This is a genomic window from Simiduia aestuariiviva (genome assembly GCF_014192475.1).
In the GTDB taxonomy this organism is placed as follows: Bacteria; Pseudomonadota; Gammaproteobacteria; order Pseudomonadales; family Cellvibrionaceae; genus Simiduia; species Simiduia aestuariiviva.
In genome coordinates, this window is record NZ_JACHXZ010000002.1 from 44,152 (window position 1) to 70,216 (window position 26,065).

Genomic DNA, 26,065 nt, shown 5'->3' on the forward strand with positions numbered 1-26,065 from the left:
GCTGGCGGCGGGTGAGACGATGACCGACACCATCACCTTCACCAGTGATGACGGCACGACCGAAACCCAGACGATCACGATCACCGGCGCGAACGACGCGGCGGCGATCACGGTGACGGCCACCGACACCGCGGTGACCGAAGATGACGCGGGCAACAACACCGCGAGCGGCACCGTGAGCATTACCGATGCGGATACCGGCGAAGGGAGCCTGGCGAGCAGCACGGCGACCTACGGCAGCGTGACCGTGGACGGCAGTGGCAACTGGACCTACGCGCTGGACAACAGCAACGCGGCGGTGCAGGCGCTGGCGGCGGGTGAGACGATGACCGACACCATCACCTTCACCAGTGATGACGGCACGACCGAAACCCAGACGATCACGATCACCGGCGCGAACGACGTGTCGACTATTGATCTAGACGGTAATAATTCAAGTGGGGCTACAGGTTCCGACTACCAAACAACGTATACAGAAGGTGGCTCAGCTGTTCGCATTGCTGACATTGATGTATCAATTAGTGATCCAGACCACACAACCCTAACCAGCGCCCGAATCCAAATTAGCAATGTAGAAGCGGGTGATTTGTTAACAATCGGTGCGTTACCTGCAGGCATCACTGCAAGTGCTTACGACCCCTCAACCGGATTGATAACCTTATCCGGCAATGCGTCGTTAGCGAATTACCAACAAGCAATTCGCGCTGTTCAATACAGCAATGATGGCTCCGCGAGTGGTGCTGACAAAGATATTCAAGTATCAGTGTTTGACGGTACGGATTGGAGTAATACCGCACACACAACAATCGCAATGGTATTGGTACCAACGGTTTCTGTCGCTGATGTCTCTGTACAGGAGCCACAGTCCGGCACTACTACACTGACATTTACGATCAATATCGATACGCCGCCCGCCTCAGATTTGACCTTTACCTATGAAACGGTGAGTGGAACGGCCACCGGCGGAAGTGATTACGTCACTGCTGGACCTTTGACCGCAACTATCGCTGCGGGCAGTACGTCCACAACTGTCACAATTACGGTAAATAGTGACAGTAACGTGTTTGAAGGCGATGAAGATTTCTATCTAAATCTGTCGAATTTTAACCAGACTGTTAACTTTGCTCCAGGCTCACATCTAACCGCAGACGGTGTACAAGCAATTGGTACCATTGGTGCCAATAACGGTGCGCCTATTGCCGAGGATGACACCTATATCACCAGCGAAGACCAACCGTTAGTGACAGGTAATGTCCTTGCCAATGATACCTTGGTAGATGGCGCCGCCATTTCTGGTTATCAGACCACCACGCCCAACGGCGGCACAGTGGTGTATAACAACGACGGCACGTTTACCTATACCCCTGCCGCTGGATATGTAGGTACGGATACATTTACCTATACCCTGACTGATGCCGATGGTGAATTCGATACCGCAACAGTAACCATTGATGTGTCTAACACAGTCGTAGAAGCGCCAGTCGTTTCTGGTTTGGCTGATGCTACCTATCAAGAAAATGCCGCGGCTTACAATTTGTTCAATGGTATTTCAATTGCAGATGCTGACAGTTCAAATCTGTCATCCGTAGTCGTTACGATTGATGGCTTTTTGAATAGCCAAGATGTCATGAATTATTTGACGGCGGGCACTAACGTCAATGCAGTGGTAAGTCAAACTGGTACCACATGGGAACTAACGCTCTCCGGCGGTGCCGATATCGGTGAATACATCACGGTGTTGGAGACTATTACCTATCTAAATAGCTCTGAAAATCCATCGGCGTCAACGCGTACAGTTACCGTTGAGGCATTCGATGAAAGTTATGCCAACATATTTGGCAGCGATTCAATGGCGTTAACCGTAGACCCAGTTAACGATGCACCTACAGTATTCGACAACGACCGATTTGTTGTGGAGGGCACAGCCGGTGCGCCAATGAATATTCAAGCGCCGACCGATGTTGATTCTGACGATGCCAATTTATTAATTACGGTGACGGGCATACCTGGTGCGACCACAGGCGTTGTCACCTATTCCGATGGTGTAACAGCGGTGAATGTGGGTGATGTGCTAACCATGGCGCAATTGACCACATTGTTATTCCAAGCGGGCAGTACTGAAGCCATCGATGCATTCACCTATACAGTTGATGATGGTGAACTGACGACTGTGGGTACTACGACCTTGACCGTGGGTTCAACACAGCCCGACTTTAATACGGTTTATGAAAGTGGATTATCAAACGGCAGTGGTGTTGCGGGCCAGTCTGCAGTTGCCACCGGCAACCTGTTTGATAATGACGGATCCGGCGGTGGCCTCATCGATAGTATCGATTTCAATGGCACCCCTTACACGGCTGTTGGCGGTGTCATTACTGTTACGACACCACTTGGCACGCTGACTGTTGATGCAAATACAGGTGAATACTCATACCAGTTGAATAGCGCAGACAACACCGGCAGCGATGTTCAAGAGCAATTTACCTATAACTTTACCAGCGGTGCTGCGCTCTCTGATGTCCTTACTATAACCATTGTGGATGACGTGCCGATTGCGTCGAATGTAGCGCAAACGATTCCCGAGTCAGAGGAAAAAATATTTAACCTGATGCTGACCTTGGATGCCTCCGGCAGTATGGCGTGGGGTGCTACAACGGGTAATAATCCGCCAGATGCTGGTGAACCAACGCGTATGTTCTTGGCAAAAGAGGCATTAAACGCGTTGGCGGCAGAGTACTTTAATCAGTCTACGCAGGTAACAGTTACACTGATTTCATTTGCTAATGCTGCGAATGTCGTTGGTACTTACACAAGTTTGGCAGACTTTACTGCGGGCTTGAATACTGTAAATGCGAATGGCGGCACTAACTACGTTAATGCAACTACCGAAATACAGAACCAACTTCAGGCGGATATTGATGCCCAGAATCCTGCCGATAATGTACAAAATATTTCGTACTTTATCTCAGATGGTGAACCGAATGCGGGCACGTCACCGGAAGGTAGTGGCTATTTAGAATTCGTAAATTCAAATTCCGTTCAATCCTACGCTGTGGGTATAGGCTCTAGTCTACCGAGCAACTTGGATGCACTTAACTATATTCACAATATCGATTCGCTCGGCCAAGGTCATGGTCACGTGGATTCTGCGTTGCATGTTCCCGATTTGACTCAACTCGAGTCGGAATTGCTGAGCACTGTGCCCACGGCGTTCGGTGGCAATATTACCCAAGAGGGAACCATTACCAAGGTTTCAATGGGCGCCGATGGTGGTTATGTGTCGTCTATCGAAATTTTGCTAGGCGATCCGGCGGTGTTACATACCATCAATTATGATGGCACTAACTTTACAGTGTCCCCTGCATTGCCCGGTAGTTTGGAAGTCGATGGCACTAAAGTGACGCTCAATGCCGATGATGGATTTGCCTACGGCACCTTCACCATGGATTTCGCCACCGGCTCCTACCTGTTTATTGCACCTAATGGCACTGCGGAAGTGAGTTTCCAGTTCGATTACACCGTGCTCGATGGCGATGGCGACACCGCATCTGCAACAGCCAAATTTAACATCGTTGATGACAAGCCGGATGCGCGTGATGATCTGCATACCGCAGGGCATTATGAAACCATGGCGGGTAACGTCGTCACCGGTTTAGGTACCGATGGTGGCCCGTCATTGGGTGCAGGATTTACGCCTTTTGCCGCGCAGGGCGGTGGTGTTGATAAAGTAGTAGATGATGCCAAGGTAACTTCCTTCTCTTATAAAGGTTTGGATCTGACGTTAGATCTAGCACCAGTGCAACAAGTGACTGGCCAATCCGAAAGCGTCACGGTAACGTCACAGGCAAGTATTAATAATTCAAATTTCGCCATCACCGCCACTCGAAATGGTAGTCCGGCAACACTGACTTTCGATACCGGTGGTGGTGATCGCGGTGTAGGTGTGACGGGTGATACAGATGATGAAATTGATGCCAATGAGGTGATGGTTATTACCTGGGATCAGTCAGCATTGCCCTACGGTGTCACCGGGCTGCAATTGGCTATGGGTAATAATTTTGGCAACTCTGATCGCGCGCAGGTCAGGTTGTTCGACGCCGATGGCGTGGAGTTGGGTGGCAGTCCATTTACACAGTTTGGCACCAATGATTTGTTGGATCTTAGTGCCTACGAGGGCGTAGCACGCATAGAAATAAGCTCGACTGCAGGTAATGGATTCACGTTACAAAATATTGCTTACGACCCTGTAATGCCTTCAGCATCAGAGCCTTCGGGCTCCAATGGAAGCGGTTTGAGTTGGGTATACGATGTAGATTTTGATCTAGAAGGAAATCAAGTCAACGAAGTAACTGTAACTGATGCGAACGACGGATCAACGTTTGTAATGCGCAGCAATGGATTCTATCAGTATACGCCCGACGCATCCGTTGATTTGACGCCCGTTTCTGAATCCTTTACCGATGGTAGTGCTGATCAAGGTGTAACCGCGTCAACCACTGCTAATGGTAGCCCTGTGATTACCTATAACGGCGCCAACGGTATCGGCGTTAATAGTAACAACGATCAATGGGATGATAGCGCCGATGGCGGTGACAATATTATTCTGACCTTCGATAGCGCTCGCTATGCAGAGGGTGTGGAAGATATCACATTGTACTTTGGCTACGATGCGGGCCAAGGGTCGGTCACTTTTTACGATGATGCAAATAATGTCATCACTACCGTTGCGTTGACCGGTGCAGACTCACAAACCTTTAGTAATCTTTCCGGTGTTCGTCGCATCGAGCTGACGACGGCAGGAAATGGGGATTACAGTATCCAGCGAGTGGATTTCACACCAACAGCACCTGCGCCTATTGCGACCGCAATTGCCCCTCAATTGGTTGAATACACCCTCACCGACAACGACGGGCAGTCAGATACAGCACAGTTGGCGCTGTACACAATCGACAATCGCATCCAAGGCACGGCCGGTAATGACAACATCATTGGCGGGGATCTCAATGACGCCATTGTCGGTGCTGCTGGAAACGACACGCTAACAGGTGGTGCGGGACACGACAGTATCTCCGGCGGTGCCGGACAGGACATTATCCGCGGTGGAACCGGCAACGATTACCTCGCCGGCGGTGCTGACAACGACGAGCTGTACGGCGAAGAGGGAGACGATCATCTCGCGGGTGATGGCGGTGCCGATCTTATGGATGGCGGTATAGGCAACGACATTTTGATCGGTGGTGATGGCAACGACCTTTTATTTGGTGGTGCCGATGACGACAAGCTGTATGGCGGTGAAGGTAACGATCAGCTTTACGGCGGCTCCGGCAACGACCTGTTAGTGGGCGAAGCCGGCGATGACTTACTGAATGGCGGCACCGGTGATGACATCCTCTACGGCGGTGAAGATCAGGATACCCTGATTGGCGGCGAAGGTAATGACACGCTCTTTGGTGGGCGCGGCGACGACACGCTAACCGGCGGCAATGGGAGCGATACTTTTGCGTGGGTCAATGGCAATATTGGCACCGATGTAGTCACTGACTTCAATCAGGCCGATGGCGATATCTTGAATTTGGCAGACCTGTTAATCGGCGAAGAAAGCGGCAACATCGAAGATTACCTGCAATTCAATTTCAATAACGGTAATACCTACATCAGCATCGATACCGACGCCGGCGCTACTTTTGATGTCAGTCAGATAATCGTGCTGCAAGGTGTGGATATTACTGCCGGCAACACCTTGACCACGCAGCAAATTGTCGACAGCCTGCTTAGTGGTGGCAATCTAACCATCGATAGCTAAGGTTCAGGCGTGCGCAACCTCGAGAATCCCGTTGCCATTTTGGCTCCGGGATTTTCTTTTGCCCAAAGCTTACTGGTATTGTATGGCCTCAAGTAAAGGAAAATTGCAATTAACTAAGTGACCACATGCATGGAGTAGATATGGCGCAGCAGGTTAGGTATTGGGTTTTAAGTATTGTGTTATTGGCAATCAGCCCTTTGAGTTTTGCAGCCACAAGCCCTCGGTTAGCAGATTTTAATTTGGCCGCGAGCTACACACAGGGATCAGTCGTACGTGGTGTCTGTCCACCGGAATTTACGCTGTACGTTGGTGAGCGCCAGTTGCGTTTAGGGCCAAACGGTGAATTTGTGTTTGGCATAGGACGTGACGCCACCAAGGTCGACCTCAAAGCCATTACCCAAGATCAAACCGTACACAATTTGTCGCTCGCCATCGTGCCCCGCCAATACAATCTCCAGCGCGTTAACGGCGTGCCAAGCAAGACGGTGACGCCGCCAGCAGAGCAGCTTGAACGGATAAGAAAGGAGTCTGCGCTCACCTGGGCTGCTCGGGATATTAATAGCGACCTAGTGGATTTCAACCAAGCGTTTCAGTGGCCTTTGACGGGCCCCATATCGGGGGTCTACGGCAGCCAGAGAATCTACAATGGCGTTCCGAAGAACCCCCATTATGGCGTCGATATCGCGCGCCCCAAGGGGACAGTGGTGGTTGCGCCCGCGGGTGGAGACGTGCGTTTGGCACACAAAGACATGTTCTTTTCAGGCGGGACCTTAATCATTGATCATGGCCACGGCCTAACTTCCACCTTCATTCATCTGTCAGACATATTGGTGACGCAGGGGCAGCGGGTGGCACAGGGTGACCCCATTGCCAAAGTAGGTGCCACGGGCCGCGCTACTGGGCCTCATTTAGACTGGCGTATGAACTGGTTTACGGAGCGTGTAGATCCCCAAACGCTAGTTGGGCCCATGCCACAGCATTAAGCCGCGACAAATCTGATAAAACCGCGTCGATCCCAAGACAGTTAGCCGTCGGCGTTGTACTATATCGCCCCTTTGCCCCGCTAGGATTCATCATGATTGATCAAAAATTGCTCAGCATTTTGGTGTGCCCAGTTAGTAAAGCACCTTTGGACTATGTTGCTGATAAGCAAGAGCTCGTGTGCTGGGCCAGTGGCTTGGCCTATCCTATTCGCGACGGCATTCCAGTGATGTTAGAAACGGAAGCCCGCGCGCTGACCCAAGAGGAAAAGGACGCACACGCTCGCTAACTGCAACGGAGTACTAGGCCATGAGTGAAGACACCATTTTTAGCAAAATTATTCGCGGCGATATCCCCACGGCGTTTGTCTATGAAGACGAGCACTGCGTATGTATTAACGATATCAATCCGCAGGCACCGGTACACTTGCTGGTCATTCCACGCAAACCGATCCCACGCTTAGTCGATGCCTCGGTAGAAGATCAAGCGCTGTTGGGGCACTTGATGGTTAAAGCGGGTGAAATCGCTCGCAAAGCGGGTTGTGGCGAGGCCTTCCGCCTTGTTGTTAATAACGGTGAGCAAGCCGGCCAAACGGTATTCCACCTGCACTTACACATACTGGGCAATAAGCACTACTCGGAATCAGGACTGGGCATGTAGCCCGTCTTTACAACGTTCACGCGCACTGCGCACACTTACGAAAATTGGAAGTACATTATGAAAAGCGCTGAAATTCGCGACGCCTTTCTGAAGTTTTTTGAATCAAAAGGGCACACCATTGTGCCCTCAAGTTCACTGATTCCCGGTAACGACCCCACTTTGTTGTTCACGAATGCGGGAATGGTGCCCTTTAAGGATGTATTCTTGGGCGATGAAAAGCGCCCCTACAGCCGCGCCGTAAGTTCACAGCGTTGCGTGCGCGCCGGCGGCAAGCACAACGATCTCGAGAACGTGGGTTACACCGCGCGCCACCACACATTTTTTGAAATGCTGGGCAATTTTAGCTTCGGTGATTACTTTAAGCGCGACGCCATATTATTCGCGTGGGAGTTTTTGACGGCGCCACACAGTCTCAACATTCCCACGGAAAAGTTGTGGGTGACTATCTATGCCGAGGATGATGAGGCGTTCGATATTTGGCACAAAGAGGTGGGCCTAGCTTCCGAGCGCATAATTCGGATTGGAGACAACAAGGGCGGCAAGTACAATTCAGATAATTTCTGGGCGATGGGTGATACTGGCCCCTGTGGTCCTAGTTCCGAAATATTTTACGATCACGGCGCCGATGTGGCCGGCGGTTTGCCCGGCACTCCGGAAGAGGACGGCGATCGTTATATCGAAATTTGGAATCTGGTGTTCATGCAGTTTAACCGCATGGCCGATGGCACAATGAAAGCCCTGCCCAAGCCCTCGGTCGATACCGGTATGGGGCTAGAGCGCATTTCTGCGGTCATGCAGCAAGTGCATTCCAATTACGAAATTGACCTATTTCAATCGCTGTTAAAGGCCACTGCCGACGTAACCCAGTGCAGCGATATGGCAAACCAATCGCTGCGTGTGATTGCCGACCATATTCGATCCTGCGCATTTTTGATTATTGACGGTGTCATGCCTTCTAACGAAGGTCGTGGCTATGTGCTGCGCCGCATCATGCGACGCGCCATTCGTCACGGCAATAAACTGGGTCAGCAAAAACCGTTCTTTCACAAGCTTGCCGCCGCGCTGGCCGATGAGATGGGTGACGCCTATCCAGAATTGCGCGCCAAAGGCGCACAAATTACCAAGGCGATTTTGGCAGAAGAAGAGCAATTCGCTAAAACGTTGGATAAGGGCTTATCCGTACTAGAGTCCGCGTTGGAATCTATGGCGGGCGATACCATTGACGGCGATACCGTATTTACTTTGTACGACACCTACGGTTTCCCCGTCGATCTAACGGCGGACATCGCACGCGAGCGCGGCTTGCAGTTAGATATGGACGGTTACGAATCAGCCATGGACGCACAGCGCCAAAGAGCGCGCGCGGCCGGTAGCTTTAAGGTGGATTACTCTGCCAGCTTGCAACTCGATGGCCAGACAGAATTTACGGGCTATCGCGATTTACAGAGTAACTGCCGCGTCGTGGCGCTCTTGAAAGAGGGTGAAAGTGTCAATCAGTTAAGTGCAGGCGACCGCGCTGTAATTGTGCTCGAGCAAACGCCTTTTTATGCGGAATCCGGTGGGCAGGTTGGCGATACGGGTTACTTGCGTGCGCCGGGTATGACCTTTGAAGTTCAAGATTGTACCAAGCAGGGTGGTCACCACCTGCATATTGGCGTGCTGCATGAGGGCTCCGTTAGCGTTGGAGATAATTTGCACGGTGAAGTAGATCCGGATGTGCGACAGGCCACGGCACTCAATCACTCAGCGACCCATTTATTACACGCGGCATTGCGCCAAGTGCTGGGTGAGCACGTGACGCAAAAGGGGTCTTTGGTGGATGCAGAGCGGCTGCGTTTCGATTTTAGCCACCCGGAAGCGGTTCAGCCTGCTCAGCTAAAAATCATCGAACAATTAGTGAATGCACAGGTGCGTTTAAATTCGGATGTCACTACCGACGTGTGCGACATGGAGACGGCCAAAGCCAAGGGTGCCATGGCGCTGTTTGGTGAAAAGTATGGCGATAGTGTTCGCGTTTTGACCATGGGCGCGGGCTTCTCCGTTGAATTGTGCGGCGGCACCCACGTTCAGCGCACTGGTGAGATAGGTTTATTTAGAATCGTGGCAGAAACAGGGATCGCCTCCGGCGTGCGACGAATAGAGGCGGTAACCGGCGCTGCGGCCTTGGCGCAAGTTGAGCACCAAACGGATTTAATTGTAAACCTCGCTGGTCTCCTCAAAACCGGTGCCGATCAGGTGCAGGAAAAAACCGAGCAATTGCTGAATAGCCATAAAACCCTCGAAAAGGAGTTGGCGGCAGCCAAGGCGAAGCTGGCGACCCTAGCCAGCGGCGACTTGATTTCTCAAGCCGTCGATGTGCAAGGATTAAAACTATTGGCGGTGCAGCTGGAAGGCGTCGACAGTAAATCGCTGCGCGATACCGTTGACCAGCTCAAGAATAAGCTCGGTACAGCGGTGGTGCTGCTAGCCACCGTAGAAGGCGACAAGGTGGCGCTCGTCGCGGGTGTCACAAAAGATGCGACAGCCCGCGTCAAGGCCGGTGACTTGATGCGCCACGCCGCTGGCCTGTTGGGTGGTAAAGGCGGTGGCCGTCCCGATATGGCGCAGGGTGGTGGCAGTGATGTGGCGGCCCTGCCAGCCATGTTGGCCAGTATCCCCGAGTGGCTGGCGCAGCAATTACGCTAGCCCGCAATTTTTTCCGGTTTTTGTGGGTTGCGCGCAACTAAATCTTAACTTTGTTGTTAAATTGTGCTTTAGTTGCGCGTCCGCGTGCGGCGGGAAATTAAGTAAACATATTCAGGAATAGGGGAAGGCTTCTTCATGAGCCTGTTGGTACAGAAATACGGCGGTACCTCGGTGGGAAGCATCGAGCGCATAGAGGCCGTTGCCGAAAAAGTCGGCAAATTCCGAGATCAGGGTCACGATATGGTGGTGGTTGTCTCCGCAATGAGTGGAGAGACCAACCGTCTGATTGACTTGGCCCATCAGATTCAACCCACGCCCGACCCACGTGAAATGGACGTGTTGGTTTCCACGGGCGAGCAGGTCACCATTGCGCTCTTGTGTATGGCCCTTAAGAAGCGTGGCTACGATGCCCGTTCTTACACGGGTGGGCAGGTGCGTATCGTGACCGACGACGCCCATAACAAAGCCCGTATTCAGCAAATCGACGATGCCCGTATTCGCAATGACCTGCGCCAGGGCCGGGTAGTGGTCGTGGCGGGCTTCCAAGGGGTAGACGACCAGGGCAACATCACAACCTTGGGTCGCGGCGGCTCGGACACCACGGGCGTGGCGCTGGCGGCGGCGCTCAAGGCCGATGAATGCCAAATTTATACGGATGTGGATGGCGTCTACACCACCGATCCACGGGTAGTGGCGAGCGCACGCCGCTTAGATCGCATCACATTTGAAGAAATGCTGGAGATGGCGAGCCTCGGCTCCAAAGTATTGCAAATCCGCGCCGTAGAGTTTGCGGGCAAATACAATGTCCCATTGCGTGTATTGCACAGCTTTCAGGATGGCCCCGGCACTTTGATCACCCTCGATGAGGAACTCGACACCATGGAACAACCCGTAGTATCAGGCATCGCCTTTAATCGCGACGAAGCTAAAGTCACTCTGGCCGGCGTGCCCGATTTACCGGGTGTGGCGTCTCGTATTCTAGCCCCAGTGGGTGAAGCGAACATCGAAGTCGATGTAATTGTACAAAACGTGGCGTCGGATAAAACCACTGATTTGACCTTTACCGTCCATAAAAATGACATGGAAAAGGCTCGTAGCGTCCTGGAAACAGTGGCCCAGGAAATCGGTGCCCGCGAAGTGATCTGCGACGGCAAGGTAGCTAAAGTGTCGCTCGTAGGTGTGGGCATGCGCTCACATGCAGGGGTAGCAGCTACCATGTTTAAGGCGCTGGCCGAAGATAATATCAATATCCAGATGATCACCACCTCGGAAATTAAAATTTCTGTGATAATTGATGAAAAATACCTTGAACTGGCTGTGCGCGCACTGCATGCTGCGTTCGAAATGGACAAAGAGCCCCAAGAGCTGAATTTATAGCCTTCAAAGCTTGGGGTATACAGGGTTTGCTACGTCTAACCCTTCTTTACCCCACAATTGCTGGTTTGTTTTCTTTTTTGTCGATATTGGGCTTTACTTAAGGAGCTGCTCGCTGGAGCGACTCTGGGCAGAACAGGAAGTGGGTTAGTGACAACCAACAACGGCAGTAATCCATACATTTGTGGTACCGTTGTACAACAGGATGATTTTAAGGAGAATCGTGATGTTGATTTTGACACGTCGCATAGGTGAGACGCTTATGGTAGGCGACGAGGTAACTGTCACAGTACTTGGTGTTAAAGGTAACCAGGTTCGCATTGGTGTCAACGCACCAAAAGAAGTGGCCGTGCATCGAGAAGAAATTTACCAGCGCATTCAGCGAGAAAAGCAGGACGGCGAAGAATAAAGCCTAGCGAATTGCACCACAAACGGCGGCCTTTAGGCCGCCGTTTTCGTTTCTGGCGATCATTTTTTGGGCTAATTTTCAGATAAGAAAAACGCACATAACCCTTTGATTTATTAATGGATGTGGTATTATGCCGCACCTGTTGGAGAGGTGGCCGAGTGGCCGAAGGCGCGCCCCTGCTAAGGGCGTATACCCTAATCCGGTATCGGGGGTTCGAATCCCCCCCTCTCCGCCATACACAAAACCCTCGCCTGTTTAGGCGGGGGTTTTTTGTATGGCGCAGAAGGGTTGGATCGAACTCCCTCGGGTTCGACAAGGCGGCGAATAGCCGCCGGACGCCGCAGCGAAGCGGAGGCGCCCCGAAGGGGTGAGCCGCTTTGCGGCGAATCAATCCCCCCGTGCACAGCCCTCCACAAAAGCCCCGCTCGCTAGAGCGGGGCTTTTTTATTTGTGCGGAGCAATGGGCGGGTGGCAGTTCCAGCGCATCCATGCGCCCACTGCATTTATGCATCCCTGCATTGCAAGAACCCTCGCGGGTTCGACCAAATTCGCGTCTTTTGCGGATTTGGGACGCCGCAGCGAAGCGGAGGCGCCCCGAAGGGGTGAGCCGCTTTGCGGCGAATCAATCCCCCCGTGCACAGACATCCACATAACCCCCGCCCGAAAAGGCGGGGTTTTTTTATTTGTGCGGACCAATGGTCGGGTGGCAGCTCCAGCGCGTCCTGCGCTCGCTGCATTGGGGCGTCCGGCCCGGCAGATCGAACTCCCTCGGGTTCGACAAGGCGGCGAATCAATCCCCCCGTGCACAGCCCTCCACATAACCCCCGCCCGAAAAGGCGGGGGTTTTTTGTATGGTGTTGAAGTGAAATAGGATGAGAACCCAGTTCGAGCCGTAGTGCGCAGCGCGAAGATCAGCAAGCGCAGCGCCGCTAATCCCCCCCCTCTCCGCCATACAAATAAAAAACCTCGCTCGCTTGACCGGGGCTTTTTATTTGTGCGGAGCAATGGTCGGGTGGCAGTTCCAGCGCATCCATGCGCCCGCTGCATTTATGCATCTCTGCATTGCAAGAACCCTCGCGGGTTCGACCAAGTTCGCGCCTTTTGCGGATTTGGGACGTCGAAATGTTAGTGCAGGCGCCCCGCAGGGGTGAGGCGTATTATCAGCGCGTCACTGATTGAAAAATAACCATGCGTCAAGTGCCGCGGGTTTAAGCATTGCAAAATTTCAGCGGCGTTACCGATGGCTTCTTAGGTACACCTAATTAGCCGGCTCTTTTGTGATAGGGGGCGGTTTTCTCTGAGCGCCTGTGCTCGTTATTCGTCCCATAAGCAGTCATAAAAATTAGAGGCACTCATGGATAAGTTTAAATCTGCGTTGGGAAATGTGGGCGTTCAGGTAGTCATCGCAATGGTGGTGGGTACTATTACCGGCGCCATGATGGGCGAATCAGCATCGGTTTTCGCCCCTCTCGGTCATTTGTTCATCAATCTCATTAAAATGTTGGTGATTCCGCTGATCGCCATAGCCATCGTGGCAGGCGCCGCCAATTTGGGGGGCAGTTCATCTGCCGGTAAATTGGGATTGGCAACCTTCGGCTTTTTCCTGGGGACGTCCGCGTTGGCTGTGGCCTTAGCCTTGGCAGCGGGCGAGCTGTTTCAGCCGGGCGCAGGGGTGGACTTGAGCAGTGCCGAACATCTGTTTTCCAGTGAGCTGGCCGATAAGGGGCATGTGCCGGGCTTTGTGGAAACAATTTTGGGGATGATTCCCGTCAATGTGTTCCAAGCACTCAATGACGCCAATATTTTGCAAATTATGGTGTTTTGTTTGTTTCTTGGCGTAGCCATTTCGCGGCAGCCAGCCGCTCAGCGTCAGCCCTTGCTGTCGGGCTTGGATACCTTGGTAAACGCCTTTATTTGGATGATCAATGTAGTCATGTGGTTGGCCCCTCTGGGCGTGTTCGGCTTGATGGCCGATGCCGTTGGTACGTTCGGGTTTGCCATGTTGAATTTGGTAATGAACCTATTTGTGGTGTACGTGATGGCCATTCTCGTGTTTGGCTTTGTGGTGTACCCGCTATTGGTCAAGCTCTTGTCGTCGCAATCGCCTTGGGAATTTCTATCCAAAATGAAGAAGGCGCAAGCTGTGGCTCTGTCTACTTCATCGTCCATGGCAACGCTGCCAGTCACATTGGAAGTGGTGGAAGAAGAGCTGAAAGTGTCTAAGCCCACAGCCGCATTTGTACTGCCCTTGGGTGCAACCATTAATATGAGCGGCAACGCTATTTACTATGGTTTGGTGGCGGTGTTTTTTGCGCAGGTCTTTAATGTCGATTTAGGCTTGCCGGCCTATCTGGCCATTATCTTCACATCAACACTGGGCGCCATTGGTCAGGCCGGTGTGCCAGGTCCGTCGTTTTTGGTTGTTGCGGTATTGTTGGCGGCGGGCATTCCCATCGAAGGCTTACCCTTGTTGTTCGCACTAGATCGAATTTTCGACATGATTCGCACCGCACTGAATATCACGGGCGATGCGGCGTGTGCGGTGATTGTGGATCAAGTCAGTCAGCCAGAGCAGCCAGTAAGCGGCGATTTGGCAAAGTAAGGTGAGCGGCCCCTAAGGGGCCGTATCGGTCAAAGCTGTGAACAGTTACACCTTTGATTCAACAATTGCGCCTTTGTGCAAGCCCTCAAAGGCTTGCACTTTGATGGTGTCGCCAGGACACTCATGCGCAAGGGTATTGGCAATGTGTGTAGCCAGCCATTCCACTGTGGTATCTGTGTCGAGCATGTAGCATTGGCTGGCCGGCATATCCAATTCAAAGTCGCCCTGCTGTGAACGATATTTGAATTTCAATAGCTCACCCTCTGCCACTAAATCCTCATCGCTACCCAAGTAAATATCCTGCCAGCGGTTTGCCCAATTTTGTTCAAGCGCGTGATCGCGCGCGCCGTTGCGCCAAATGCCAATACGCGACCGGTGGCCGTGGGCAATGCGCTGACAATTGCCACCGTGCTTTTTCAGGCCGTGGGAGTAATGGTAGAAGGCGCCGTCGATAGACTCTTCTGCAAAGGATAGGGTCAAGCTGGCAATGCTCGCAGCAAATTGCGGTTTGAGTTGATCAACGCACCAGCGAGCCACGCTGTCGCGGGTAATTTCGGTGGTATCAATCAATATGATGGCCTGCTTGGGCGAGCGACAACGCAAGGTGCGCCCATTGCTGTAATGCCAGGTCAGCTCAATATCTTCGCCCTGTTCAATAAGGGTGAGATTGGCCGAGAGGGCGGGTACCAGCAGGCAGTGATCGATGCTGGTATCGAGGAAGTGCCGAATCCGCTTTTTCACATCGCCAAAATCACACACCATACCCTGTGCATCCAATGCCCCATCGAGTGCGGTACTGGCCAGCCACGTTTCACCCAGCATGCCGCGCTCGGGATGCAGGTAGCTGAAATCAACGTTGATGAGATTGTCTACAAATAACAACATAGCGTTAGTGCGATTAAAAAAAGGGCAGGCATCATACCGCTGCGGGGCCGAGAGCACCACCAACGGTTAATCCTTAGGCTAAACTCAAAGTGCTTCATATGCTAGGGGAAAGCGTGAACTTCAAACGTTGGGCCATGTATGGCGGGGGGGACCCGAGCCACTTATCACCTGTAGAGGCACGGCAATATCGTTTGTGGCGCTATTGCCAGTGGTTGATGTTACTAGTGATTGGCGTTTTTGCGGTCATGGCATACCGGCAGCAAATCGCACCTCGCATGTTGGGTTTGAGTATCGCGTGGTGCTGTTGTTTAGTGGCGGTCATCGTGTGCCAACCTCAATACCGGACGTGGTCAATCGTCGGCACTATGATCGGAACTACCCTTGCGGCCATTGTTGGATGCGCTACCAATGGTGGTCTGGGTAGCATGGCAAGTGCGTGGATAGTGTATTTGCCGCTGCTAGGGGGTGTCATGGGGGGGAGCCGAATCGCAAAGATTTGGGTCTATGTGTCCGGCTTGATGATTCTTGTTTTTTTGTTGCTCGATATCAACGGCATGCCCATGCCTAATTTAACCCCGCCAGAATTTGCCTATCGCCAAGATGTAATTCAACTGTGTATGCAGGTGATTGCGGTGGCCATGATGCTAAACGGCCTGATTGGTCAGGTGGAGTTGTCTGAGTTGGCTATGAGCAAGACCATCGATACGCTCAACGACGAGGTGGCGTCGCGGCTCTTTGCCGAGCAAAAAGCGGTTCAGGCGGAGAAAAAGAAAGCGGAATTTTTCACATCTATGAGCCATGAATTAAAAACTCCGCTGAACGCCATTACGGGATTTACTCGCATGGCGATTAAGCAGGCTAAAAACGGCCGCATCGATGAGCGTGGCTTGGATGCACTTCAGCGGGTATTGTCTAATGGGCAAGATCTATTAAGTTTGGTAAAAAATTTATTGGTGATTAGCAAGTCCAGCAAAGGCGAGGTGGAAGAAAACAAGCTGGACTTTGATCTGGTGCACCTAGTTAGCGAGGTAGTTAGTGACTTATCCAGTTTGGTCAGCGATCGCGTAGCGTTGATCAATCACTGTAGCGGCAGTATGAAGGTGCACGCCTGTATGCCTGTACTGCGGCGTATATTGATAAATTTAGTAGGTAACGCGTTGAAGTATACGGACGAGGGCACTGTCACGGTCAGTGTGCAAAACGCGCCGGCAAAAGGCAAAACGTGGTTGGCTATTTCCGTATCAGATACTGGGCCAGGTATACCCGATGAAGAGCTGCCTTTCTTGTTCGAGCCATACACGCGCGGAGTGGCAAATAACCACAAGGCGGGCACTGGTTTGGGGTTGGCGTTGAGCCAGCAGTGGGCCAGACAATTAGGTGGTTATATCGATTTAACCACGCAAAAAGGCACCGGGAGCGAGTTCACCTTATACCTACCGCGTGAATTGCTTGAACCAGATCATTAAACAACTAAATCACTAAACCAATTATCAACTAAACCAGTTATCAACTAAGCCAATAAACCTAGAGCTAGGTGCACGGCGCGTGTAATTAAAACTGTGCAAGTGTCGTGTTGATGCTGGCAGTGACTTATGAATTGTAATGACGGGTCACGTGTAAAGTTGTCAATTATGGCTGTGCAATACGGCATAAAAAAAGGGCAGCAAAGCTGCCCTTGATTCATTTCAGTACCCTTAGAACTCGTAGAGTACCTTTACGCTGGCATCTACATCCGCGGTATCGATGTAGCCAATAAGCGAGGGGTTCTGTGCGATGAGTTTTTTCACATCAGCACTAGAGCCCACTTCTTTTGGCGGTGTCCCTTTACCTGTAAACAGCAGCTGGGCCCAATAGGCTTTAATTTGCTGTTCGTTCTTTTTCAGGATGGTCGAAACAAAGGCACTGCGATTAGCAGAACCGTCGGCCTGATCCACCGGGATGGCCTCGGAGCCATCGGGAAACGATTTTTTCTTGCCTAAAAATACGCGAGAAATATCGTTTTCATCCATGGCGTTGGGGTTTGCGGGGTGTACCACCACCGCCACGCCAGACCACGCGGCACAGCTCAGCAACACAGTGGCTGCAAAGACCAGTCGGGAGGCGATTTTCTTACTGAAAAACTGACTCATGATAGTCCTCCCTTAGAAGATTGCATCAATAGAAAACCGAACCACACTTGCGGCGCCATCAACGTCCATCGTTGCCGATGAATCGTAGTCGCGCTGAGAGTAGTCGATTTTGAATGAAGCTGATGGGTGAAAGTTATAACGCATGCCCACGGTGACCGTAGTACTGGTTTGTTCGCCCCCTACTATCACGCCAGTCGCCGACGCTAGCAGCCCGTCAATAGCCGGGTCTATGCCTGTGGGGATTCCATCCAATATACCTTCTTTGACCTTATTTTCTTGTTCTTCATAGGTCACATGAAAAACGAGATCATTGAATCGTCGGCCGATGGTGACATAGGCGGAATCCTGGTCTGCAACAAAGGAATCGGCTACTTGAATCTGCGTAATTTCACCGCCAAACAACCAATCATTCTTGTCTGCCTTGAAGCCGAAGCCAACAAACGATCCCTTGTCGTCACCCGCTGCAAGGTCTTCAGATCGATCCGGTATGTTGAAGGGCGCCAACGCTGGGTTTGCGGCAACGCCCGCAAGTCCGGCGCTTAGCTGTTCTAGGCCGCTGTTGGTCAGGGTGGTGTCAGCTTGAAAGTACGCTGCCCGGAAGGTCAGCCAATCGTTGCCGAGGTTCCACGCGCCGCCCCAAAGGTTTTTGAGGTTGGCGTCTGAGGGCGTGCCAAATATGTCCAGTTCATTGGCTGTGCGACCCGCGACTAATTGCAAGCCTGAATCCCAGCTGCCGATGGCACCATTAAATTGCAGATTTGCCCCTTCCATTGTCGAGAAAAAGAGGTCGTATACAGACTCTGGCGGACGGATCCAAGCGTAGGCGTAGCCCACATCTAGAAAGTCCGAGTACTGGTAGAATGGTATGCGAAGCTTACCTACGTTTATGCGCGAAGACTCGCCGAAATCGTAGGACACAAAGGCCCATTCCATTTCTACATTAAAGTCATCTGAACCGCGTGCAATGGCTTGTGCGGTAACTGATAGGCCGTTGCCTAGATTGCTACTGGCTTGCAGCGCGAGTTTAGATTCTGGTCGAAAGTTAAAGTCATCGTCATAGCCATACAAACGGAGTTCTTCGCCATCTGGACGAGTCCCTTCACCGGTACTGACACCTCCCGTGATAGACGCGAATCCATTCCAGCGAATGTCTGCTGCGTTAACGTTGACCGCCAAGGCTGGTGCCATGCAAGCAACAGCGGTTGCGAGTAAGGCTCTTTTCATAGTCTCTCTCTCTCGGGTTATAGATAACCATCAGGTTAGATTACAAATGTAAGGTTTGCCTAAAAAATGAGTCGGTTTGCGAATTTCAATGGTTTGTAGCCGGGTGTGGCATGCTTTGATCGATGCACGCAGGCCAAAATTAGCCGCTTTACGCGCCAAATTTTGGGCGTCGATACTTATTTCAGGCGGCACTCCTAGTCAAAAAAGCCCCCATTGTCAGGTTCTTCAATCGGTGTCGAATGGCTGGATAATTTGCGTATAATGCCGCCTGCGCTGGCTACCCGCTGGCGTAGGGGCTTTGCCTACTTTGCCTAATAGACTCTTACTCAACGATTTCTCTGGAATTTTGCCATGACAGTACGCACTCGAATTGCGCCGTCGCCCACCGGTGACCCGCATGTGGGCACCGCCTATATCGCCTTATTTAACTACTGCTTTGCCAAAAGCCAGGGCGGCGAGTTCCTGTTGCGCATTGAAGACACAGACCAAGTGCGCAGCACACCAGAATCAGAGCAAGCCATTCTAGATAGCCTGCGTTGGCTCGGTTTGGATTGGGATGAGGGGCCGGACGTAGGCGGGCCACACGGGCCTTATCGCCAGAGTGAGCGCAGTGACATCTACCAACGCTATTGTGATGAGCTAATTGAAAAAGGCCATGCGTTTCGATGCTATCGCACGCCGGAAGAGCTCGACGAGTTGCGTGAAGCGCGTCGTGCACAGGGTGGCTTTGCCGCCTTGAAGCCCAGCGAGCTGTGCTTGCCTGACGATGAAGTGGCCACGCGGGAGGCCGCGGGCATGCCGTTTGTGATCCGCATGTACGTACCTGAGGGTGAAGGCCCGTGCCCGGTAGAGGACATGCTGCGTGGCACCATAGAATTAGACTGGGGCCAAGTGGACGCTCAGGTGCTGCTGAAATCCGACGGTTTACCCACATATCATCTCGCCAATGTGGTGGACGACCACCTCATGGGTATTACCCACGTACTGCGTGGCGAGGAATGGATCAACTCGGCACCGAAGCATAAGCTGCTGTATGAATACTTCGGTTGGGACATGCCGGTGCTGTGCCACCTGCCGCTGCTGCGCAACCCCGACAAATCCAAGCTCAGCAAGCGCAAAAACCCCACCAGCATCCTTTATTACAAAGATATGGGCTACCTGCCTGAAGGGTTGCTCAATTATTTGGGCCGCATGGGTTGGTCCATGCCGGATGAGCGCGAAAAGTTCACCTTGGCCGAAATGATCGAACATTTCGATATCACACGTGTATCGCTCGGCGGTCCCATCTTTGATGTGGAAAAGCTGGATTGGTTAAATGGTATGTGGATACGTGAGAGCCTGAGTCACGAAGAGCTGGCTAAACGACTGCACGACTGGGCCTTCAACCAAGAAAAGTTAATGGCCTTGTTGCCACACGCCCAAACGCGCATGAACAAGCTCACCGACTTCGCGCCACTGATGGCGTTCATGGCGGCCGGCCAATTACCGCTGACGGCAGCAAGCTTTGCCGAAGTCAAAATGGACGAAGACCAGCTCAAAGCGGCCCTCCAATTTGCCCTTTGGCGCCTAGAGGCCCTGCGCACCTGGGATCGCGACAGCATTTTCAATGAGCTGAAAACGCTGGCCGGCCAAATGGACATCAAGGTCAAGGATTTCTTGGCCCCCATGTTCATCGCCATTGCCGGTACTACCGCGTCTTTCTCTGTGATGGATTCCATGGCCCTGCTGGGCCCCGACATGAGCCGCGCCCGCATCCGCCACGCCCTCAACAGCGTGTTTGGCGAGATCGGGAAGAAGCAGGCTAAAAAGCTCGAAAAGGCCTACGAAGCGCTCGGTAAATCCGCTGAGTGATTAAATCCAAAACTGCGGTAAGTTTTTGATTTTAAACGCTTGACAGGGCAGGGCGCAGTGGTAGAATGCGCCCCACTTCAGACGGACGGGCTAAGCCTATTCACTGAAACCCAGAATTTGGGGCTATAGCTCAGCTGGGAGAGCGCAACACTGGCAGTGTTGAGGTCAGCGGTTCGATCCCGCTTAGCTCCACCATATAAAAACCCTTCGTGTGAATGCACGAGGGGTTTTTTATGGGCGCAGCAAGGCTGCGGGGTTGTTCTTAGTCTCGGTTCACAACGCTGATCCCGTCAGATTTTGGTAATGGCGCATTTCAGCCAACAGGCCGCAGCCCCGAGCAAAGGGGTGAAGCAAGTAAATACAAAGCGCTGCTTTGTGCGCAGCTGAACGCCATCCATCTATGATTGATGGCCGGTCCCCATGGGCGCAAATCCATCCCGCACCCATTGTTCCCTATCTTGCCGTAATCCGCGTCTTTTATTGGTTCTACCATTAAAAAGTTTAAGCTTCATTGGCGGCTACCTGTTGTGCTAGCCGGTGCGGAGCAGGTGCGCCCCGCCTTTCTCCCCACCGTGCTTTCTCCCCACCGCGCTTTCTGCACCGGGCTATTTTGGTTATTCTAGGCGCCAAAACCTGTTTACACTCGGGCCATGTCCTTCTAACGGTCTAAGACCCCCAAGAACAATAAGCGTGAAAGGCCATTTTTTACAATGAACACATTGCCTCAGTTAACGGAAGAATTTCAAAGTTGTACTCAGCAGGGCCTGTCGGTATGCCAGTTTATCGAGCGGGGCCAAGCGAATACCCCCTTGGGTGATCTGTTTGAGCAGCTTCAGCGAGGTGCTTCCAATAAGCCCTTGGGCATTACGTTATTGGGTTTGTCAGAGGATGCCCGCAGTGCGGCGCTCAAGTGGTTGTATGGCCATAATTTTGCGGTGTTTTCTCTAGAGGTCTGTCAGCAAATCGGGCTGCTAGAGGTGCATCTGAAGGAGCGCGGCTATTCCTTGGAAAAGAGCACGGGCGAGCGTCAGGAGTTTGATTCCTGGGATGACTTTATGGCTGCCATCGGTGCGGCCGAGTTGTTTGAAAAGAGCGCGAACGCCGCAGCCAGTGGTGCGAAAGGGGCCCTTAAGATTGGCACGGAAGCCCCCACGGGGGTGCGCAATCTGCAAGTGCTCATGCCTGAAAATAGCGCCTTTGTGGCGGAGTCACCGGCGCTGCTTACGCGTTTACTCACAGAGTCCAACCTATTAATGGTCGCCGCGGCCCCCGATTACCAGCTCACAGAGGTGGACAAGCAAGTCATCAAACACCTGCAAGAGGACATGGTGGCCTTTTGGCCCTTGCTGCCAGTGGATGAACTCTCAGAGGATTTAGCCATTCCCGAAAAGGGTTGGTGGACCCAGTGGCACAGTATTATCACCTTGCCGCCTACCTTGCTCACCACCCATATTGATGCTGCCATTCCCGCACATTTGGCTGAAGTGCGCGATGAGCTTCGCATGGCGATGCAGTTAGCCTTACAGGTAAAGCGCCAGGTGTCCGCCACCGACGCCCTGTCAGACCGTTATGAGCAGGAGCTCAAGCAGCTGCAAAGCCGCAAAAAGCGTGAAGCACGTAAAAGTAGCCAAGATCAATCGCAAGCGCCCGATCTGACCTTTTGGAGCCAACTACGCACAGAAATCAACGATGAGTGCCAAGCCGCCACGCGCGCGTTGCAAGAGGCTAGTCGCAAGCGTGAGTTAGGCAGTAGCACCGGCAATGCACAGCTCAAACAGCACACAGACAGCCTAACCATCGACGACCTAGAGCGCGAAGATGGCTACAAAACCGTCAAGCTCACGCTTGGCAAGCAATACCAGTCAGAGCTGATGCGCTTCTTGCAGCACAACAGTAAGCAAGCCCTCCAGCAAGACCTGCAAAGCCTGCAAAGCGCATTGCAGGCTGCCGCCGATCGCCTCGCTGAAAAGTGCGCCCAGCAGCTGGGTTACAAACCCGTCTTGGCGGTACCCGCGCCGGATGAAAAATCACTCTGGCAAGACATGGTAGAAATGATTGGTCTAGAGCTGCGCTACCAAGGCGAGTTGCCCAAACGCGGCTTTATCGATCGCCTCAGCGAAGGCCGCAAGGGCGCCATGGCGCTGATGATGAGCGTGATGTTGCTGGGCTATATTGGGGTAGACCTGCGTACCTCTGGCTGGTTAGGGATGGTTTTGGTCCCCGTGTTTATTGGCACGATTATCTACACGTTTATTAGCTTTAAAAAAGACGAAGCGCACCGCGTCGATAAGGAACTCAGCCGCGTGCGTGAAGAATTGTTGGCGTCTAGTCGCCGGTTAAGCGCAGAAATTAGCCGCCTCAAGCAAACCAAACTCGCCGAATATACCGATGCCCTCAAAAAGCAGTGGTCGTTACAGCTAGAGCAAACCGCCAAAGATGTCAGTGCTCGCACCCAGGCAGAGCGCGATCAAATTGCTCACCGGGCACGCACCCGCATCGGCGCCATCGACACCCAGCTAAGCGAATGGCAAAACTACCGGTTAACAGTGCAGCGGCTGATCACCAATGTGCAACAGTTGCACGACAAAATGCTGCGCTACCTTAAAAGCGTTTCGGCATAACACATTGCGTACCAGCAGCAGCGCCCCTTGGGGCATTTTAATAAACGAAAAATACGGAAGGCGACGATGGCGCTATCGCAACTAAAAAACAGTTTGGGCTTAGATGAAACGGCCACCCCACAGGAAATAGCTGCTGCGATCGCCAGTAAAAAAGCACAGTTGCAACAAAAACTCGCGGCAGCGCCCACCGATGCCCTCAAAACTAAGTTTCAAACCATGCTGGCTCAGTTGCAGGCAGCAGAAGCCGAAGTGGCAGCTGCTTCAGCACAGCTTCAACCCCCATCGCACTCACCCTTAAGCCAAACCAAACTGGCCGATTTGCCCGGCATGGGCGAGGCCGCCGCGCCCACCGTGCAACTCAGTGAGGGGCAGCTGTTGGCCAGCCGCTACGAGGTCAAGGAGCAAATTGGCGCAGGTGGTATGGGTGCGGTTTACTGCGCCTTTGATCGCACCCGCAATAAAAACATCGCCATAAAAGTGTTGCTGCCCGCACTCACCAGCAGCGAGCGCGCCCGCGAGCGTTTTTTAGACGAGGCGCGGCTCTCAAGCGAGCTCAGTCACCCCAACATCATCAATGTGTTTGATGTGCAAAACGATGGCGATAACTGGTTTATCACTATGGAATTACTAGAGGGCCAGAGCCTGCGCAGTTACATCGCTAGTCATGAGGCTACACGCACGCCCATAGAGGTGGAAGAAACGCTAGATATTGTCAGCACACTGTGTGATGCCCTAGCGCACGCCCACGGCAAAACCGTGCACCGCGACATCAAGCCTGAAAATATTTTTCTGTGTGAAGACGGCACCGTCAAGCTGATGGATTTCGGCATCGCGCGCTTAATGTCCAACAGCCAGCGCACCCAAACCGGCGCTGCCATGGGCACCGCCTACTACATGGCGCCCGAGCAAATCAAAGGCCGCGGCGATATCGACGGCCGTGCCGATCAATACGCACTGGGCGTCTTGCTGTATGAAATGTTGGCCGGCGATGTGCCCACCGGGCGCATCGAAAGCTTGCATAAAATCCGCAAAGACGTGCCCGCAAGCCTAGCCCGCACCGTAGATACCGCGCTGGCCCCCAAAGCCGAAAACCGCTTCGCCAACATCACAGAATTTAAAGCCGCGTTAACCAAAAAGGGCGGCGTTGCATTGCCCAGCCTACCGTGGAAAAAACTCGGCATTGCCGCCGGCGTATTAGTCGCCGCTATCGGTGTAGGCGGTCTATTAAGTTCTGTCTCGGTAGATTGGGCCTCGCTGCTACCCAAAAGCAAAGCAGAAATTGCTGCACAAAAAGCCGTGGTGGCAAAAGCACAGGGCGAAATTAAAGTGTACAAGCAGCGATTGGAAAACGGCCGCCGGCAATTGGCGAGTGACCTGCGCGATGCCCAGCGCAATAACGAGAAAAATCTGGCTGCGCTGCAACACTGGCAAGATATTACCGAGCGCGCCATTTTTGGTGGCAATCAAGTCACCGAGTTAGAAGGCCAGCTCAGCATGGCCGAAACCCTGCTGCGGGAAAATGCCTTTGAGGCGGCACAAGCAAGCATGGATAAGGTGAGTGCTGGGTATGAAAAATTATGGGAAGACTTCAGCGCCGCTGAAGAGTTATTTGAGGCCGCACAAAAAACTGCCGCAATGAATGAACAATGGCAAAACCACTCAGCAGATTATGAAGTCTTTGCCCCCAGACAAACCAGTGCCGCAACGGCCGCAGAACAAAGCGCCAAAACCGCAGAGCGCAGCGGCGAATTTAGCCAAGCCAAAAGCCATTACCACAGCGCACAACAGCATTGGCAACGTGCGTTTGAGTCGGTTGCTGCGGAAGTGGCAGGGGTGAAGCAAATGCGTAAGTATGCGGCGGAAAAGTTGGCTGCAGAGAAAAGTGCGCGTAGACGAGCTGAGGAAAAGAAGAGAAAAGAGCGTCGTCAAGCCGAAGTTGAAGAATACCAAAGACGTGCGGTTGCGGCCTATGTTGGCCAGTGGGTTACCATCCCGGCGGGTAGCTTTCGCATGGGCGATCTAACGGGAAATGGCAGCAGCAATGAAATGCCCGTGCGCACAGTAAACATTCGCGCCTTTAAGATGCTGGCGCACGAAGTGACTTGGGCGCAGTATCAGCCGTGTATTGATGCCGGTGCCTGCCCAGATAACAAGAGTAAAGGTGGAGACTATGGCTGGGGCAAAGGTAGCCGGCCGGTGATATTGGTAAGTTGGAATGACATTACACAGCACTACATTCCGTGGTTAAACAAGGCGTCTGGCCAGCGCTTTCGGTTGCCGACCGAAGCGGAGTGGGAATATGCCGCGCGAGCGGGCAGCAGCACTGATTACCCTTGGGGTAATACCCTCAGTCGTACGTATGCCAATTACGGTGACGATGAATGCTGTGATGGGTACGCCAGCGGAAAAGATCAATGGTTGAATACTGCGCCGGTAAAAAGCTTTGCGCCAAATGCTTGGGGTTTGTACGACATGCACGGTAATGTGTTTGAGTACGTGCAAGATTGTTGGAATGATAATTACCAAGGCGCGCCCACAAACGGCAGTGCTTGGTTAAGTGGCGATTGCAGAGAGCGTGTGATACGTGGCGGCGATTGGGGCTTTCCTGTGGACTTCTTGCGTTCGAGCAGCCGTTATGGGATGGACCGGTCTTTTGTCAGCACTAACAGGGGCTTTCGGCTTGTTCAGGATTTGTAAGCCCGTCGATAGCAATAGCGTACCGTATTGCACCAAAAGTAATTCAACCGTTTTTAATGCAATTGAAAAAGGTGGATTGCGCCACCGTTAATCCACTCTACGTTTTGAAGTGGTATTGATGTTTGCGCCACAAGCGGCTCGGCC

The 26,065-nt window shown here is 52.6% G+C and carries 15 protein-coding genes and 2 tRNA genes; 14 read left to right on the forward strand and 3 right to left on the reverse strand.

What is annotated here, in order from left to right; genetic code table 11:
• Position 1 precedes the first annotated feature (1 nt).
• The 9 genes from FHS30_RS05805 (at position 2) to FHS30_RS05845 (ending at position 14,514) form a co-directional block, all read left to right on the forward strand.
• Positions 2-5,803 (forward strand): VCBS domain-containing protein, encoded by a 5,802-nt coding sequence (locus FHS30_RS05805; protein WP_281368212.1) that lies wholly within the window; start codon positions 2-4, stop codon positions 5,801-5,803.
• 125 nt (positions 5,804-5,928) lie between these two features.
• Positions 5,929-6,786, forward strand: coding sequence for a M23 family metallopeptidase (locus FHS30_RS05810; RefSeq protein ID WP_246341205.1), 858 nt, complete (start codon positions 5,929-5,931; stop codon positions 6,784-6,786).
• Positions 6,787-6,878: 92 nt separating this feature from the next.
• Entirely contained in the window at positions 6,879-7,073 is a 195-nt protein-coding gene (locus tag FHS30_RS05815) for a Trm112 family protein (protein ID WP_183909351.1), read from the forward strand.
• Between the two features lie 20 nt (positions 7,074-7,093).
• Positions 7,094-7,444, forward strand: coding sequence for a histidine triad nucleotide-binding protein (locus FHS30_RS05820; protein ID WP_183909352.1), 351 nt, complete (start codon positions 7,094-7,096; stop codon positions 7,442-7,444).
• Between the two features lie 57 nt (positions 7,445-7,501).
• Complete coding sequence (alaS, locus tag FHS30_RS05825; RefSeq protein ID WP_183909354.1) at positions 7,502-10,129, forward strand: alanine--tRNA ligase; 2,628 nt, start codon at positions 7,502-7,504, stop codon at positions 10,127-10,129.
• Between the two features lie 135 nt (positions 10,130-10,264).
• The gene (locus FHS30_RS05830) at positions 10,265-11,506 is read left to right on the forward strand and encodes an aspartate kinase (RefSeq protein WP_183909356.1); all 1,242 of its coding nucleotides are present in this window, start codon (positions 10,265-10,267) and stop codon (positions 11,504-11,506) included.
• A gap of 223 nt (positions 11,507-11,729) precedes the next feature.
• Positions 11,730-11,912, forward strand: a complete 183-nt coding sequence (gene csrA / locus FHS30_RS05835; protein WP_183909358.1) for a carbon storage regulator CsrA — start codon at positions 11,730-11,732, stop codon at positions 11,910-11,912.
• A gap of 144 nt (positions 11,913-12,056) precedes the next feature.
• Positions 12,057-12,147 (forward strand) — tRNA-Ser (locus FHS30_RS05840).
• Positions 12,148-13,266: 1,119 nt separating this feature from the next.
• On the forward strand, positions 13,267-14,514 hold the full coding sequence (locus FHS30_RS05845) for a dicarboxylate/amino acid:cation symporter (protein ID WP_183909360.1): 1,248 nt from the start codon (positions 13,267-13,269) through the stop codon (positions 14,512-14,514).
• A gap of 45 nt (positions 14,515-14,559) precedes the next feature.
• On the opposite strand, the gene FHS30_RS05850 is transcribed toward FHS30_RS05845, so the two are convergent.
• Entirely contained in the window at positions 14,560-15,399 is an 840-nt protein-coding gene (locus FHS30_RS05850; RefSeq protein WP_183909362.1) for a 6-carboxytetrahydropterin synthase, read from the reverse strand.
• A gap of 113 nt (positions 15,400-15,512) precedes the next feature.
• Between FHS30_RS05850 and FHS30_RS17360 the strand changes: the two genes are divergently transcribed.
• Positions 15,513-16,865, forward strand: coding sequence for an ATP-binding protein (locus FHS30_RS17360; protein ID WP_183909364.1), 1,353 nt, complete (start codon positions 15,513-15,515; stop codon positions 16,863-16,865).
• 228 nt (positions 16,866-17,093) lie between these two features.
• Here the strand turns inward: FHS30_RS17360 and FHS30_RS05860 are convergent, their stop codons facing one another.
• Both FHS30_RS05860 and FHS30_RS05865 read right to left on the reverse strand, forming a co-directional pair.
• Positions 17,094-17,528: a type 2 periplasmic-binding domain-containing protein gene (locus FHS30_RS05860; protein ID WP_183909366.1), complete on the reverse strand. Its 435-nt coding sequence runs from the start codon at positions 17,526-17,528 to the stop codon at positions 17,094-17,096.
• A gap of 12 nt (positions 17,529-17,540) precedes the next feature.
• Entirely contained in the window at positions 17,541-18,752 is a 1,212-nt protein-coding gene (locus FHS30_RS05865; RefSeq protein WP_183909368.1) for a porin, read from the reverse strand.
• A gap of 351 nt (positions 18,753-19,103) precedes the next feature.
• Between FHS30_RS05865 and gltX the strand changes: the two genes are divergently transcribed.
• The 4 genes from gltX (at position 19,104) to FHS30_RS05885 (ending at position 25,921) form a co-directional block, all read left to right on the forward strand.
• Entirely contained in the window at positions 19,104-20,603 is a 1,500-nt protein-coding gene (gene gltX / locus FHS30_RS05870) for a glutamate--tRNA ligase (protein ID WP_183909370.1), read from the forward strand.
• Positions 20,604-20,722: 119 nt separating this feature from the next.
• Positions 20,723-20,798: transfer RNA gene (locus tag FHS30_RS05875), tRNA-Ala, on the forward strand.
• Positions 20,799-21,313: 515 nt separating this feature from the next.
• Complete coding sequence (locus tag FHS30_RS05880) at positions 21,314-23,224, forward strand: hypothetical protein (RefSeq protein ID WP_183909372.1); 1,911 nt, start codon at positions 21,314-21,316, stop codon at positions 23,222-23,224.
• A gap of 66 nt (positions 23,225-23,290) precedes the next feature.
• A complete protein-coding gene (locus tag FHS30_RS05885; protein ID WP_183909380.1) occupies positions 23,291-25,921 on the forward strand; it encodes a bifunctional serine/threonine-protein kinase/formylglycine-generating enzyme family protein in 2,631 nt (876 codons plus the stop codon).
• Positions 25,922-26,065 lie beyond the last annotated feature (144 nt).